Source organism: Flavobacterium niveum, assembly GCF_055231775.1.
On sequence record NZ_JBUYSX010000002.1, the window covers coordinates 655511 to 670374 of the forward strand.

Sequence of the window (14864 nt, forward strand, 5' to 3'; positions counted from 1 at the left end):
ATGAGGCTGGTAGTGCTGGGAGGAGGAGAAAGCGGTGTAGGTACCGCAATCCTCGGAAAGAAAAAAGGCTACGACGTTTTTTTGTCGGACTTCGGGAAGATAAAGAACAATTATAAAGAAGTACTTGCCCTGAACAGGCTTGCCTGGGAAGAGGAAAAACATACTGAAGAACTGATACTGAATGCCGATGTGGTGATGAAAAGCCCGGGAATACCCGATAAGTCACCCATCGTAAAAAAGCTGAAGGAAAAAGGCATACCGGTGATATCGGAAATTGAATTTGCCAATCAGTTCAACAAAAAGGAAACGATAGGCATTACCGGCAGTAACGGAAAAACCACTACCACAATGCTTACGCACCATTTGCTGAAGCAGGGTGGGCTTAATGTGGGGCTGGCCGGTAACATAGGCAAAAGCTTTGCCTGGCAGGTAGCCGAAGACAAGGTAGAAGGATACGTTCTTGAGCTTAGCAGTTTCCAGCTCGACGGGATAGAGGAATACCGCCCGCATATAGCGGTGATAACCAATATAAGCCCGGACCACTTGGACCGCTACGAGTACAATTACGAGCTGTACATAGCCGCCAAGTTCCGTATTACCATGAACCAGACTAAGAATGATTACCTGGTGTATGATGCCGATGACGAAACGATAAACAACTGGCTGGCGAAAAACAAAACCAAAGCGAAACTGATCCCTTTTTCGCTTTCGGGTAAAAACAAGAAAGGGGTCTATGTAAAAGGTGACACCATTATAAGCAACATAACTGATAAAGAATTTACAATGTCGATAAACGAACTCTCGCTTGAAGGAAAACACAATGTAAAGAATGCCATGGCCGCTACTGCTGTTGCACAACTGAAAAACATAAGGAAGAAAACCATAAGGGAAAGCCTTTCTAATTTTCAGGGTGTGGAGCACAGGCTTGAGAAGGTGCTTAAAATACAGGGTGTGGAGTACATTAACGACAGTAAGGCTACCAATACCAACTCTACCTACTATGCGCTGGAAAGCATGAGCACTCCTGCCGTATGGATTGTGGGTGGTGTAGATAAGGGTAACGATTATAACGAACTAATGGCATTAGTGCGCGAAAAAGTAAAAGCCATAGTATGCCTGGGTGTAGACAACCAGAAGCTGGTAAACGCTTTTGGTAATGTAGTGGACATTATGGTTGAAACAACCAGCATGGCCGACGCTGTAATAACAGCATCTAAACTGGCTGAAAAGGGTGATACAGTACTGCTTTCACCGGCATGCGCGAGTTTCGACCTGTTTGAAAGCTATGAAGACCGCGGCAGGCAGTTTAAAATAGCCGTGCAGAATTTGTAATAGGAAACACTGATAACACAGATTTGACAGATTGACACAGATTTTCCCGTAGAGACGCATTGCATGCGTCTCCTCATGTGGGGTCAAAAAAAATACCGGAGACGCATGCAATGCGTCTCTACAGAACAAAATAGAAAATGAAAGAATTAATCAATAACCTGAAAGGAGATAAGGGCATCTGGTCGTTCGCCATATTGCTTGCCCTTGTATCGTTCATGCCTGTTTTCAGCGCAAGCAGCAACCTTGTGTATGTAATAGGCAAGGGCACTGTTATAGGTTATCTGGTTAAGCACCTGGTGCATATATTCATAGGTTTCGGGCTTATTTACATGGTACACAAAGTGCCGTATCATTACTATAAAGGCTTGTCTATACTGTTTATGCCACTAATAGCAGTGCTGTTGGTATACACCTTTTTGCAGGGTACGGTTATAGACGGTGCCAATGCCAGCCGCTGGATAAAAATCCCTTTTGTGGGGGTTACGTTCCAAACGTCGTCGCTGGCAATGATAGTGCTTATGGTGTATGTTGCCCGCTACCTGGCTAAAGTACAGGATAAAGCGTATACGTTTAAGGCATCGCTCATTGAATTATGGCTTCCGGTATTTGTAATACTGGCGCTTATATTACCGGCCAACTTCAGTACGGCAGCACTCATATTCAGTATGGTGGCCATGCTGGTATTCGTAGGTGGTTACCCGATACGTTTCTTAGGAACTATCATCGGAATGGGGATTGTAATGTTGGCATTGTTCATTGGCCTTGCCAAAGCCTTCCCTAACGCCATGCCAAACAGGGTAGACACCTGGATGAGCCGTATAGAACGCTTTACCAGCGATGATGAAAACGAAGACCGCTACCAGATAGAAAATGCCAAGATAGCCATCGCTACCGGGCAGGTGTACGGATTAGGGCCGGGCAAGAGTGTACAGAAGAACTTCCTGCCGCAGTCGTCTTCCGATTTTATCTTCGCTATTATAGTGGAAGAATACGGTATGCTGGGCGGATTGCTGGTAATGTTCCTCTACCTGATGCTGATGTTCCGATTTTTGGTACAGGCGCATAAGTCGAAATCGCTCTTTGGTAAATTGCTTATAGTAGGGTTGGGTTTCCCCATCATCTTCCAGGCGTTCATCAATATGGGTGTGGCAACCGAATTGCTCCCGGTAACGGGGCAACCGCTGCCGCTAATCAGTAGTGGTGGTAGTAGCATCTGGATGACGTGTATCTCTATAGGCATCATTCTTAGCGTAACCAAAAAAGAAGAAGAGGTGGCACAGGAAGAAGCCGATAAGCTGGAGCGTGAAGCCATTATTCAGCAACTGATAGACGAACACATACTGAAAGAAAAACAGCGAGAAGAAGCCGAAGCACAGGGTATAGAACCGGCAGCATACTCAGTTGAAGATGCTGCAAACCCGATGAGGGCGGTGATGAAGTAAGCTGCTTAGCCAAAAGATTTTTAGACGTAAGATAATAGATAATAGACGGTGAGTGGAACAATGAACCACAAACCATGAACAATAAACATGAAAGAGCCTAAATTCATATTAAGTGGTGGTGGTACCGGGGGACATATTTACCCTGCGGTGGCTATTGCTAATGAATTAAAGGTGCGTTTCCCGGAGAGCGAAATCCTGTTTGTAGGAGCGAGCGATAAAATGGAAATGCAAAAGGTGCCACAGGCCGGGTACAAGATTGTAGGGTTATGGATAGCAGGCATACAGCGCAGGCTGACGCTTGATAACGCCATGTTCCCGCTGAAACTGGCCAGCAGCCTTATCCGCTCGCGCAGCATCATTAAGGATTTTAAACCCGATGTGGTTATAGGTACCGGGGGCTTTGCCAGCGGGCCACTGTTAAGGGCTGCGGCAGGTATGCGTATACCGGTAGTAATACAGGAGCAAAATTCATTTCCGGGTATTACAAACAAATGGCTGTCTAAATGGGCAAGCAAAATATGTGTAGCCTACGATAACCTTGAACGGTTTTTCCCGGCGGGTAAAATTGTCTTTACGGGAAATCCGGTAAGGCAGGACCTGATAGGTACAGCAGATAAGAAGGAAGAAGCGGTAACACGTTTTGGGCTCGACCCAAATAAAAAAACACTGTTGGTGTTGGGAGGCAGCCTTGGGGCACGCCGCATCAACCAGCTTATAGATAAGGAACTGGCCTATATACAGGCGCATGATGTGCAGGTGATATGGCAATGCGGGAAGCTGTACTACGAAGAATACCGCCACCATGGCGATAAAGACGGGGTACAGGTGCTTTCGTTCATAGACAGGATGGATTTGGTTTACGCTGCGGCAGATTTTGTGATATCGCGTGCAGGGGCATCGTCGGTATCAGAGCTTTGTATCGTGGGTAAGCCGGTGTTGTTCATTCCGTCGCCTAACGTAGCGGAAGACCACCAGACCAAGAATGCACAGGCCATTGTAGATAAAGGCGGTGCACTGCTGCTGAAGGAACCACAGCTTGATACGCAGTTCCAGCCGGTTTTTGCTGATTTGGTAAGCAATACTGAAAAGCAAAAGTCATTGGCTGAAAACATTAAGACACTGGCGAAAGTAAACGCTACCAACGATATTGTTGAGGAGATTGTCAAGCTGCTGAGCCGCTAAGCTACTTAGCCACTGAGCAGAAAAACATAAACAAAGCCGGATGCTGGGGATTGGCCAAAGCGCTAAAATGTATCCGGTTAAAGAATAAATACATGCTGAACGCTGATGTTCGGGGATTGGCTAAGAAGCTAAGGAACTCAGTCGCTCAGCAGCTTTAAAAAAAGATGGAGTTAGCAAACATTAAAAATGTCTATTTTATTGGTATAGGCGGCATCGGTATGAGTGCCCTTGCACGCTATTTTAAATTCATAGGCAAAAATGTAGCGGGCTATGATAAGACCCCAACCCATCTTACTGATGAGCTTGTTGCCGAAGGGATAAGCATCCACTTTGAAGACAGCATCGGTTTAATAAGTGAAACGTTCCTTGATAAAGAACATACACTGGTAGTAGTAACCCCGGCGGTGCCTAAGCACCACACCGAGTGGAACTACTTCCTGGATAACGGTTTTGTGGTTAAAAAACGAGCCGAAGTACTGGGCATCATCACTAAGGGTACGTACTCTTTTGCGGTGGCCGGTACGCATGGCAAAACCACTACCAGCAGCATACTGGGGCATATACTGTACCAGAGTGGGGTAGACGTTACAGCCTTTATAGGCGGGGTGGTAGAAAACTACAACTCTAACCTTATAGGCAGCGGCAAAACGGTTACCGTGGCAGAAGCCGATGAGTTTGACCGTTCATTTTTGCACCTGCATCCGGATATTGCCTGTGTGACGAGCATGGATGCCGACCACCTGGATATTTACGGCGATACGGCTTCGATTGAAGCATCATTCTGTGAGTTTGCTGATAAGGTAGAAGACAAAAGCAAAATGTTTGTAGTTGCGGGGCTTCCGTTAGGCGGGGTAACCGTAGGTGTAAATAACGGGCAGTTTTCGGCACAGAACATCCGGATAGAAGAAAGTTGGTATGTATTTGATGTAGTAACACCTGAGGAAACCATAACTGATATACGTTTCGGTTTGCCGGGCCACCACAACCTTACCAATGCTACATTGGCTTTAGCCATGGCAAGGACATACGGTGTTTCGGGGGAGGATATAAAGTCGGCGTTGGCAAGCTTTAAAGGTGTAAGGCGCAGGTTCAGTTACCAGATAAAAGAAAAAGGGCTGGTGTATATAGACGATTATGCACACCACCCAACAGAAATAAATGCGGTGTACCAGGCGGTAAGCGAGCTGTACCCTGATAAAAAGGTACTTGCGGTATTCCAGCCGCACCTGTTCAGCCGCACGAGGGATTTTGCCGACGGTTTTGCAAAGAGCCTGGGGCAGTTTGAAAACATTGTATTGCTGGACATTTACCCGGCCAGGGAACTGCCCATAGAAGGTATAACCAGCCAGTGGCTGCTGGACAAAATAGAGAACCCCAATAAGAGGTTGGTAAGCAAAGAAGAATTGCTACCACTGCTTAAGCAAACGGATGCCCCGGTAATCATTACCATAGGGGCAGGTGATATAGGAGAAATGGTAGGCGATATTAAGGCAGTGTTAGATGAAAAATATTGATTGGGGAAATATAAGGCTGATAGTGATACTGTGCGTGGTGGTGTTCCTGTATGCATTTACCGGGAAACGCAACGAACAGAGGAATCTTGAAAAAGCGGAGATATTTTTTGCGGAAAGTGATAAATTCTTAACCAAAGAGGCGGTTAATAAGTTGTTAATACAAAATTTCGGTCCTGTTAACACCATAAAGAAAGTTCAGTTAGATTTGAATAAGGTGGAAAAAACTATCAATGCAAATCCGATGGTAGGCCAGGCAAAGGTTTACGCTACAGTAGATGGGAAACTGGTAGCGGAGATAACCCAAAAGAAGCCGGTAGCCAGGGCATTTCAGGGGGATAAATCGTATTACATAGACTATGGTGGCAAGGCCATGCCGCTTAGCGAAAGTGAAACAGCGAGGGTGCCATTGTTAACAGGGGATTTTAACAGACTTGACCGTAAGAAGCTTAAAGAATTACTGGACTATATCTATGATGATGATTTCTTAAAGAAAAACATCACGGGTATTTCGGTAAAGCCTACAGGCTATATTACTATGAATACACGGGGGTACAGCTACGATATTTTGTTTGGCGGCCCGGTAAACATAGACAGGAAGTTTAAAAATTACAAAGCGTTTTTGCAGGACGCTACAAAGGATACATTGATAGAAAATTACAAAACCATCAACCTGAAGTTTACAGAGCAGGTGGTGTGCACCAAAAAGTAGAGATATGGAAAGAGAGAGCATTGCAGTAGGTTTAGACATCGGTACTACAAAGATTGTAGCGATGATCGGCAAGAAGAATGAGTATGGCAAGCTGGAAATCCTGGGCATCGGAAAATCGAAAAGCCTTGGGGTAGCCCGCGGCGTGGTGAATAACATTACCCAGACCATACAATCTATCCAGCAGGCAGTACAGGAAGCCGAAGCAAACAGCGGCTACCGTATAAACGATGTGGTGGTGGGCATAGCCGGCCAGCACATACGCAGTATACAGCACAGCGATTACATAAGCAGGAGCAATCCTGAAGAAGTAATAGGCGATGCTGATATTGACCTGCTTATTAACCAGGTGCACAAACTGGCCATGTTGCCGGGCGAAGAAATAATACATGTATTGCCACAGGAATTTAAAATCGACGGGCAAAACGAAATAAAAGAACCTATAGGCATGTACGGCGGCAGGCTTGAGGCAAGCTTCCACGTAGTAGTGGGGCAGGCATCGAGCATCCGTAACGTAGGCCGATGCATTAAGAGTGCTGGCTTAGACCTTTCGGGCCTGACGCTTGAGCCGCTTGCATCTTCAGACGCGGTACTTAGCCAAGAAGAAAAAGAAGCCGGTGTAGCGCTTATCGATATAGGTGGCGGTACTACCGACCTTGCCATATTTAAAGATGGCATCATTCGCCATACGGCAGTAATACCGTTTGGCGGTAATGTAATAACCGAGGATATTAAGGAAGGCTGCTCTATCATAGAAAAACAGGCCGAATTGCTTAAAGTAAAATTCGGTTCTGCATGGCCGGGCGAAAACAAGGATAACGAAATTGTATCTATCCCGGGCCTTCGCGGACGTGAGCCAAAGGAGATTTCGCTTAAAAACCTTTCTAAGATTATACATGCCCGCGTGGTGGAAATCATAGAGCAGGTATTTGCTGAGATCAAAGCGTATGGCCATGAAGACCCCCGCAAAAAACTTATTGCCGGTATAGTACTTACCGGTGGCGGATCGGAACTGAAACATATAAAGCAGCTGGTAGAATACATAACCGGTATGGATACTCGCATAGGTTACCCTAACGAGCATTTGGCCGGAAAATCAGGAGAGGAAATTTCAAGCCCGCTTTATGCTACAGCGGTAGGCCTTGTAATGAACAGCCTGCGAAACAACACACAAAGCGCTACGCCGCTTGTAGAACTGCAGAAACCGGTATACCAGCAGCCTGTAGTAAGGCACCAGCCGGTAGCAGCCCCTGTGGTAAATGTGGTGGAAACACCTGCCCCGGTTGCACAGGCAGTAGCCCAGGTACAGGAGCCGGTACTGGAAACCGTGGCAGCCGTAAAAGAAGACATGAATATTGTTAATGAATCGACTGAGAAGAAAGTGAAGAGGTCATTCTTTGACAAGTATATAGACAAGATTAAAGATTTTTTAGATAACGCAGAATAAAACCCGTTGATTATGATGAATACAGAATTTGGAAGTATTTCGTTTGACTTACCTAAAAACCAGTCGAACGTAATCAAGGTAATAGGAGTTGGCGGAGGCGGTAGTAACGCTATCAACCACATGTTTAGGCAGGGCATTAAAGGCGTGGATTTCGTTGTTTGTAATACAGACAGCCAGGCGCTGCAAAACAGCCCGGTGCCCAATAAAATACAGTTGGGCCTTAACCTTACCGAAGGCCTTGGTGCCGGCGCTAACCCAGAGGTAGGCCAGCAGTCGGCTCTGGAAAGTATAGAAGAAATAGAGCAAATGCTCGATACCAATACCAAGATGCTCTTTATAACAGCAGGTATGGGTGGTGGTACCGGTACCGGTGCTGCCCCTGTTATAGCCCAGCTGGCTAAGGAGCGCGACATCCTTACCGTGGGTATCGTTACCATACCGTTCCAGTTTGAAGGAAGGGTGCGTACCGAACAGGCCATGAAGGGTGTAGAGCGCCTGCGCAAGCAGGTAGACTCGCTTATTGTTATAAACAACAACAAGCTGAGGGAAGTATACGGTAACCTGGGCTTTAAGGCCGGTTTCTCTAAGGCAGACGAGGTGTTGGCAACGGCATCACGCGGTATAGCGGAGGTAATTACCCACCACTACACGCAAAACATCGACCTTAAAGATGCCAAAACGGTACTTAGCAACAGTGGTACAGCTATAATGGGTTCGTCACTGTCTTCAGGAGATTGCCGTGCCAAAGATGCTATTGTCGCCGCACTGGACAGCCCGCTACTTAACGATAACAAGATTAATGGTGCCAAAAACGTGCTGCTGCTTATCGTTTCGGGCACTACCGAGATTACTATTGACGAAATAGGTGAAATAAACGACCACATACAAAGCGAGGCCGGGTTTAATGCTAACATTATTATGGGTGTGGGCGAAGACGAGAGCCTGGGAGATGCTATTGCCGTAACGGTAATTGCCACCGGCTTTAACCTGGAGCAGCAAAACGAAATTGTAAATACTGAGCCTAAAAAGATAGTGCACGCCCTTGAAGAAGAGCAAAAAATGGTGCACGACCTTACCAAAAGAACGGTACAGGCATTCGACTTTTCTACTGCCATAGAGCACCCAAAAGCGGAAGTAACCCCTGAGCCGGTTGTTGAAGAAAAAATCGTGTTTACGCTTGAGGAGGAAGTTGAGGAAAAAAAGCCGGTTTCTGAAGTGATGGCAGAGCCCGCTTCAGAGCACATCAATAACCTTGACGTTTTCTTTGAAATAGTGGCGCCTTCACACGAAATTACTGCGGCTCCGGTAGCGGTAGCCCCGGTACAGGAACAACCTGTAGCGGTACAGCCTGCGCAACCGATTCAGCCTGCTGCCCCGGTATTTACGGCTTTTTCGCAGCCGATAATTAAGGATGTAAGGGATATAGAAGTAATAGACCCTGAGTTTGTTATCGTAGAAAAGAAAGAAGACCAGTTTACCTTCTCTTTCGACCTTTCTGCAAACAATGCCAAAAGCGAGGAAAAACTACTGTTCAGCCTTACAGATGAAGTACGCAATATAGCGGTAACTGAGCCTGTAAATGTGGTTCCGGTAACGGAAGTGAATGAAGGCGGTGTTATCCGTTATTCGCTGGAGGATTACCTTGAAAAAGAAAGCGAACTGCTAAACTCTAAACCTGCTGCTAAAGCCGTACAGGAACCTGTGGCAGAAGAATTGCAGTTTACGCTTAGGAATATATTTGAACCTATCGCTGAAGAGCCTAAAGCAGAGCCGGTACAGCAACAACCTGTACAGGCCCAGCCTGTGGCACAGCAACCTGTAATACCGGTTGAGCCGGTAGCACCGAGGTTTGTACCTACTATGGCCGAAGAAGTTTCACCTGTGGAAATGACTATAGAAGAAACCCTTAGGCTAAGGGCTGAGGAGCGCAGGAAAAAGATGAAGGAATTTAACTATAAGTTCCATAATTCGAGGATAGACGAGTTTGAAAAGGAGCCTGCTTACAAGCGTATGGGGGTAGACCTTAACGAAACGCGTAACGATAATAACAGGTCGCGCCTGTCGCTGGGATTAGACAGCAACAACGACCTGCAACTAAGGTCGAACAATTCGTTCCTCCATGACAACGTAGATTAAACTAACCCAAATGTGAACCTTAACCCGGAAATATAACAATATTTTCGGGTTATTTTTTTATCTTCGCGGGCACATTAAAATCAAGGTTTATGAGTTTGCAATCACAGATTATGGACGCTATGAAAGCGGCCATGAAAGAAAAAGATACAGTAGCATTAGAGTCGCTTAGGGCAATAAAATCAGGCCTTCTTTTGGCACAAACCGAAAGTGGTGCCAAAGAGGAAGTATCTGCCGAAGAAGAGATAAAGCTGCTGCAAAAACTGGTTAAACAACGCAAAGATAGCGCTGCTATATACATACAGCAAGGCCGCCAGGACCTTGCCGACCCTGAACTGGCTCAGGCTGCCGTTATAGAGAAATTCCTGCCGGCTCAGTTAAGCGAGGAGGAAGTGGAAGTTGTTATCCGCCGCATTGTGGCTGAAAACGGCTTTAGCGGTATGGCCGATATGGGCAAAGTGATGGGCATAGCCAATAAAGAGCTTGCCGGTACTGCTGACGGTAAAACCATCTCTACACTGGTAAAGAAGGTTTTATCATAAGAGTTTTGTTTAAGGTTTAAAGTTTCAAGTTAATTTCCGTTCTGTATAGAACCTGAAACTTTAAGCCTGAAACAAAATACTTTGGCCTTATAGTTCAATGGATAGAATGTCAGATTCCGGTTCTGATGATTTGGGTTCGAATCCCGATAAGGTCACTAAAAGCCATCGTATTTTAAAAGCGATGGCTTTTTATTTACAAGGCTATTTCTTCCATAAATCATTACCTTTCCCATACACATTTTTTCAATGAAAAAGACTGATGTTATTATCATAGGCGCAGGGGTAGCCGGGCTTATGGCTGCATATATATTATCTAAAGCAGGTAAAACCGTAACAGTCCTGGAAGCACGAAGCCGTTTAGGCGGGCGTATACATACCATTCAAGGTAATTTTTCTGAGGCTACTGAGTTAGGGGCTGAGTTTGTGCATGGCAATCTGCCTGTTACACTTCAATTACTTGAGGAAGCGAGTATAGGCACTACGGGTGTCGATTTTGAAATGTGGCAATACCATAATGGTACATTTGAGCAGAGCAATGAATTTATAGAAGGCTTTGAGGGTTTCCTGGATAACCTCGATAAATTGGAGCAGGACATGCCTATTGCCCACTTTATGCAGCAGTATTTCTCTGCGGAGCAATATGCGAAAATGCGCGGGCAGATAGAAAACTATGTGACAGGTTATGATACTGCCGATGTAAACGATGCCGGTGCATTTGCGCTGCGAAATGAGTGGAACCACGAAAATGAAGATGCCCAACACCGTATTATTGGGGGATATGGTAAGTTGATAGATTATCTGGCATCGGTGTGTACCAACACAGGCAATAATATTTTGCCCAATAGTATAGCTAAAACTATTAACCACGGTAACACAGGTGTAGAAGTCATAACAACAACCGGGGCTGTATATAGTGCAGACAAAGCAATAATCGCATTGCCTTTGGGTGTGTTACAGGCTCCGGAAGGTGAAGAAGGAACAATTATGTTCAATCCTCCTTTACCAAGACAAATGCAGGCATTACACAATATCGGGTTTGGTTCGGTTATAAAAGTGCTGCTTGAGTTTGATGCACTGTTTTGGGAAAACCATATTATAAGCGGGCGAGGGACCGACCTTTCAACCATGGGGTTCCTGTTTACCGATGAAGCAGTGCCTACGTATTGGACTCAAACCCCATCAAACAGGCCTTTATTTACCGGTTGGCTGGGAGGCCCGCCTGCTTTTGACAAAAAAGATATGGTTGATGATGATATATTGGGTCTGGCATTGACATCCCTTAGTGCTGTTTTTAATATAGAAATCGAAATATTAAAAGAAAAACTAACCGCATGGAAAGTTGCCAACTGGATTACCGAACCCTTTACCCGTGGCTCATATGCGTATGATAAAGTTGAAAGTGTTGAAGCACGAGCCATATTGCAGCAACCCGTTGACAATAGAGTATACTTTGCCGGAGAGTATTTATATAACGGTTCCGCTATGGGTACGGTAGAAGCTGCGTTAACGAGTGGCAGGGATACGGCACAGAAGATTTTGAAAGGCTAAGTTGTTACAGGTTATATTTCTTAAAATTTTCTTAGAATGTCAAATACTTTGGCAAGGTTTGTGCTGGTTTAGGATGTGATTATTACTTTTGGCAAACCAAATAGTATTACTATTTCATGAAAAGGCAAAGCAGGTATATCGGTCAGCGTGTGTTGTGGGTGCTTATGGCGCTACACATACTCAACTTTAGTATCGATAACCCGCACACCTTTTTTGAACACAGTAAGGTAGATGAAGACTTTGAAGAGGTAGACAGTATGGCCGAGCTTGTACTGGAAGACGTACTATTGATAGAAAACGCCATACCCGAACACCATACCAAAAGTACCCAGCACCTTAAACTAAATGTAAAGAAAACCGTATGGACTTTCCAGGCAATACAGGGTTTAAAATTAGCTTCTGAAGGAGAAACTAATTTTAAAGTTGTAGAGCCCGATACTTTCTACAAAGATCCATTATACAATTCCCCTAAGCTTACCTTATTTTCTCCGCCACCGGAGGTTTAAAAGCCTTTTAATTCCATTCGTCGGATTGTTGCTGGTTTTCAGCAACATGCTTCTGTTTATTAATTGACTTTAATAAGCTGTTTCCGTCTATGGATTTGTTTTTTACAAAAAAGTACGCTTTTAAACATACATAAGATGAAACCAAAAAACTTCTTACCCTGCATGGCCATGCTGCTGTGCTGGGGTGGTATGGTTGCACAGGCACCCCAAAGCCTTACCCTTACCATAAAACAGGCAGAAGAACTATTCTTTAAGAACAACTTTCTTTTATTGGCCAGCCAATATGATATTGACAAGGCTGATGCCGCCCTGATTCAGAGCAAGGTATACCCCAACCCTGAAATTACAGCTGATATGATTGCCTACCAGGGGCAAAATAACCTGTATTTCCCAACCGGGAATAAAGGTAACTTCCAGGCCGGGCTCGAACAGTTAATACTTATAGGGGGCAAACGCAAAGCACAGATTGAGTTGGCAAAACTCGACAAAAAAATGGCAGAGGCTGAGTTGGCCGACCTTACACGCAACCTGCAACAGCAAATATGGCAATCGTTTTACACGGTGCACAACCAACAGAAAATCATAGAGAAATATAATAAGCTGCTTGATAAACTTCAGTTCCTTATAAGCAGTTATGAGTTGCAGGTAGCGAAAAACAACATTGCGCTAAAGGACCTGGTACGCCTTAAGTCGGTTTATGTAAAGATAAACAATGATAAGTCTGAAGAAAGCCAGACGCTGATTGAAGAACAGCAAAAGCTGAACATACTGCTGGGCACTACCGCAACTATTAATACAGTATATGAGGCAGGCGATGCAAACGGTTATGCTGCCAAATCATTCCTGTATGATGATATTTTAAACAAGTCGTTAGAGAACAGGCCCGACCTTAACGAGGCCAAGTTGGCTACAGAATCTGCCAAGCTGAACCTTTCGCTGCAACGTAAACTGGCTATACCTGATGTTACCATACGCGGCGGCTACAACCAGCGTGGCGATGCCTTTAACAACCAGTATAACGTAGGCCTGGGCATACCGTTACCGGTGTTTGACCGTAACCGTGGCAATATACAATCGGCCAAGGTACAGCAGATGGCAAGCGAAAAGAATATTGATTACAAGCAGCTTGAAGTGCAAAACGAGGTGCTGGCCGCTTACCAGAATTTTACCCGAAGTGTAGAGGAATACAAACGTATCAACTCGCTTATTAACCAGGATTTTGATGCTGTGTTTAACGGTATCAATACCAACTTCCAGAAAGGCAACGTATCGATGATAGAGTTTGCCGACTTCTTTGAGGCTTACAATGAAGCCCAAACCGAAGTGGAAAGGGTAAAACAACAGTTGGCACTGGCAGCCACCCAAATTAATTACGTAACCGGCACTAATAACTTTTAAGCGATGAAAACATTTAAAAACATATCATATATATCAGTAAGCGTACTAACCCTGCTTACTGCCTGCAGCAAAAAAGAAGCTGATGCACCTAAAGAGGAGCAAAAGCCACAATTTGTAATGAGCGACCAGATGTACAGGGAAAGTACATTTGCCACTGCTACCGAAGAATTTGCCCAAAACGAAATACGCCTTTTTGGTAAGGTAAGTGCCGAAAACAACAACATCAGCCAGGTATTCCCTGCCGTTGGCGGTAGCGTTATAGAAATCAAAGCTGAACTGGGCGACTACGTAAAGCAGGGCCAGCTTTTGGCCAGCATTCGCAGTACAGAGATCGCCGGTTTCCAGAGCCAGACCAGCGATGCCGATGCCGATGTAAGCATAGCCGAGCGTAACCTTCAAAGCGTTAAAGATATGTACGAAGGCAAACTTGCCAGCGAAAAAGAGCTTGTTATGGCCCAGAAAGAGCTTGATAAAGCCAAGGCTGAACGATCTAGGATGCGCGAAGTAAACCAGATTTACAAGCTGAAAAGCGGATCGGTGTATAACATGTATGCCCCTATAAGCGGCTATATTGTAAGCAAGGACATCAGCCCGAATGAAATGCTGAGCGCAAACCGCGATGAGGCGGTGTTTACCGTGGCAAAGCTTGACAATGTTTGGGTATTGGCAAACGTAAACGAAAGCGACCTTGGCAGGATTAAAGTTGGCCAGGAAGCAAGCATCCATACCATAGCCTATCCTGATAAGGACATAAAAGGGAAAATCGATAAGATTTTTAACGTGATAGACCCCGATACTCGTGCTGCCAAAGCACTGATTAAGGTACCTAATACCGATGTAGCCCTGAAACCGGAAATGAATGCTACTGTAAAAGTACACTATGCCGACGACAAAAAGTATGTGGCTGTACCAAGTGCATCTGTGGTTTTTGACAACAACAAAAACTTTGTAATGGTATTTAAAGACAAGGACAATATAGAAACCAGGGAGATAACCATATACCGCGCGCTTGATGATAAGACCTATATTTTGGCAGGGCTTAAAGCGGGCGAAAAGGTGATTGTGAAAAGCAACCTGCTTATATACGATGCTATTAACGATTAATCCTTACAGC

General features: G+C 45.1%; 12 protein-coding genes and 1 tRNA gene. All 13 read left to right on the forward strand.

Annotated elements, in window-relative coordinates:
- The gene (gene murD, locus ACZIX4_RS08265) at nt 1–1332 is read left to right on the forward strand and encodes a UDP-N-acetylmuramoyl-L-alanine--D-glutamate ligase (RefSeq protein ID WP_463335149.1); all 1332 of its coding nucleotides are present in this window, start codon (nt 1–3) and stop codon (nt 1330–1332) included.
- A 137-nt stretch (nt 1333–1469) separates the two neighbouring features.
- Nucleotides 1470–2774, forward strand: a complete 1305-nt coding sequence (locus ACZIX4_RS08270; protein ID WP_463335150.1) for an FtsW/RodA/SpoVE family cell cycle protein — start codon at nt 1470–1472, stop codon at nt 2772–2774.
- 87 nt (nt 2775–2861) lie between these two features.
- Nucleotides 2862–3956 carry an undecaprenyldiphospho-muramoylpentapeptide beta-N-acetylglucosaminyltransferase gene (gene murG, locus ACZIX4_RS08275; RefSeq protein WP_463335151.1) on the forward strand — a complete coding sequence of 365 codons (1095 nt, stop codon included), beginning with the start codon at nt 2862–2864 and terminating at the stop codon, nt 3954–3956.
- A gap of 164 nt (nt 3957–4120) precedes the next feature.
- Nucleotides 4121–5470, forward strand: a complete 1350-nt coding sequence (gene murC / locus ACZIX4_RS08280; protein ID WP_463335152.1) for a UDP-N-acetylmuramate--L-alanine ligase — start codon at nt 4121–4123, stop codon at nt 5468–5470.
- Nucleotides 5457–6179, forward strand: coding sequence for a cell division protein FtsQ/DivIB (locus ACZIX4_RS08285; protein ID WP_463335153.1), 723 nt, complete (start codon nt 5457–5459; stop codon nt 6177–6179). The genes murC and ACZIX4_RS08285 overlap by 14 nt, the downstream gene beginning before the upstream one ends.
- A gap of 4 nt (nt 6180–6183) precedes the next feature.
- The gene (gene ftsA / locus ACZIX4_RS08290; protein ID WP_463335154.1) at nt 6184–7623 is read left to right on the forward strand and encodes a cell division protein FtsA; all 1440 of its coding nucleotides are present in this window, start codon (nt 6184–6186) and stop codon (nt 7621–7623) included.
- 12 nt (nt 7624–7635) lie between these two features.
- Nucleotides 7636–9759 carry a cell division protein FtsZ gene (gene ftsZ / locus ACZIX4_RS08295; RefSeq protein ID WP_463335155.1) on the forward strand — a complete coding sequence of 708 codons (2124 nt, stop codon included), beginning with the start codon at nt 7636–7638 and terminating at the stop codon, nt 9757–9759.
- 89 nt (nt 9760–9848) lie between these two features.
- Entirely contained in the window at nt 9849–10298 is a 450-nt protein-coding gene (locus ACZIX4_RS08300; RefSeq protein ID WP_463335156.1) for a GatB/YqeY domain-containing protein, read from the forward strand.
- 83 nt (nt 10299–10381) lie between these two features.
- A tRNA-Arg gene (locus ACZIX4_RS08305) sits at nt 10382–10453 on the forward strand.
- A gap of 91 nt (nt 10454–10544) precedes the next feature.
- A complete protein-coding gene (locus tag ACZIX4_RS08310; RefSeq protein WP_463335157.1) occupies nt 10545–11846 on the forward strand; it encodes a flavin monoamine oxidase family protein in 1302 nt (433 codons plus the stop codon).
- A gap of 116 nt (nt 11847–11962) precedes the next feature.
- The gene (locus ACZIX4_RS08315) at nt 11963–12352 is read left to right on the forward strand and encodes a hypothetical protein (protein ID WP_463335158.1); all 390 of its coding nucleotides are present in this window, start codon (nt 11963–11965) and stop codon (nt 12350–12352) included.
- Nucleotides 12353–12487: 135 nt separating this feature from the next.
- Nucleotides 12488–13750, forward strand: a complete 1263-nt coding sequence (locus ACZIX4_RS08320; protein ID WP_463335159.1) for a TolC family protein — start codon at nt 12488–12490, stop codon at nt 13748–13750.
- 3 nt (nt 13751–13753) lie between these two features.
- Entirely contained in the window at nt 13754–14854 is a 1101-nt protein-coding gene (locus ACZIX4_RS08325; protein ID WP_463335160.1) for an efflux RND transporter periplasmic adaptor subunit, read from the forward strand.
- Nucleotides 14855–14864 lie beyond the last annotated feature (10 nt).

Excerpts from the sequence above, each read along its gene's own strand:
- ACZIX4_RS08300 (WP_463335156.1), top strand. The coding sequence starts at position 9,849 with ATGAGTTTGCAATCACAGATTATGGACGCTATGAAAGCGGCCATGAAA.
- murG (WP_463335151.1), top strand. The coding sequence starts at position 2,862 with ATGAAAGAGCCTAAATTCATATTAAGTGGTGGTGGTACCGGGGGACAT.
- ACZIX4_RS08315 (WP_463335158.1), top strand. The coding sequence starts at position 11,963 with ATGAAAAGGCAAAGCAGGTATATCGGTCAGCGTGTGTTGTGGGTGCTT.
- murD (WP_463335149.1), top strand. The coding sequence starts at position 1 with ATGAGGCTGGTAGTGCTGGGAGGAGGAGAAAGCGGTGTAGGTACCGCA.
- ftsA (WP_463335154.1), top strand. The coding sequence starts at position 6,184 with ATGGAAAGAGAGAGCATTGCAGTAGGTTTAGACATCGGTACTACAAAG.
- murC (WP_463335152.1), top strand. The coding sequence starts at position 4,121 with ATGGAGTTAGCAAACATTAAAAATGTCTATTTTATTGGTATAGGCGGC.
- ACZIX4_RS08325 (WP_463335160.1), top strand. The coding sequence starts at position 13,754 with ATGAAAACATTTAAAAACATATCATATATATCAGTAAGCGTACTAACC.
- ACZIX4_RS08285 (WP_463335153.1), top strand. The coding sequence starts at position 5,457 with ATGAAAAATATTGATTGGGGAAATATAAGGCTGATAGTGATACTGTGC.
- ACZIX4_RS08320 (WP_463335159.1), top strand. The coding sequence starts at position 12,488 with ATGAAACCAAAAAACTTCTTACCCTGCATGGCCATGCTGCTGTGCTGG.
- ftsZ (WP_463335155.1), top strand. The coding sequence starts at position 7,636 with ATGATGAATACAGAATTTGGAAGTATTTCGTTTGACTTACCTAAAAAC.
- ACZIX4_RS08270 (WP_463335150.1), top strand. The coding sequence starts at position 1,470 with ATGAAAGAATTAATCAATAACCTGAAAGGAGATAAGGGCATCTGGTCG.
- ACZIX4_RS08310 (WP_463335157.1), top strand. The coding sequence starts at position 10,545 with ATGAAAAAGACTGATGTTATTATCATAGGCGCAGGGGTAGCCGGGCTT.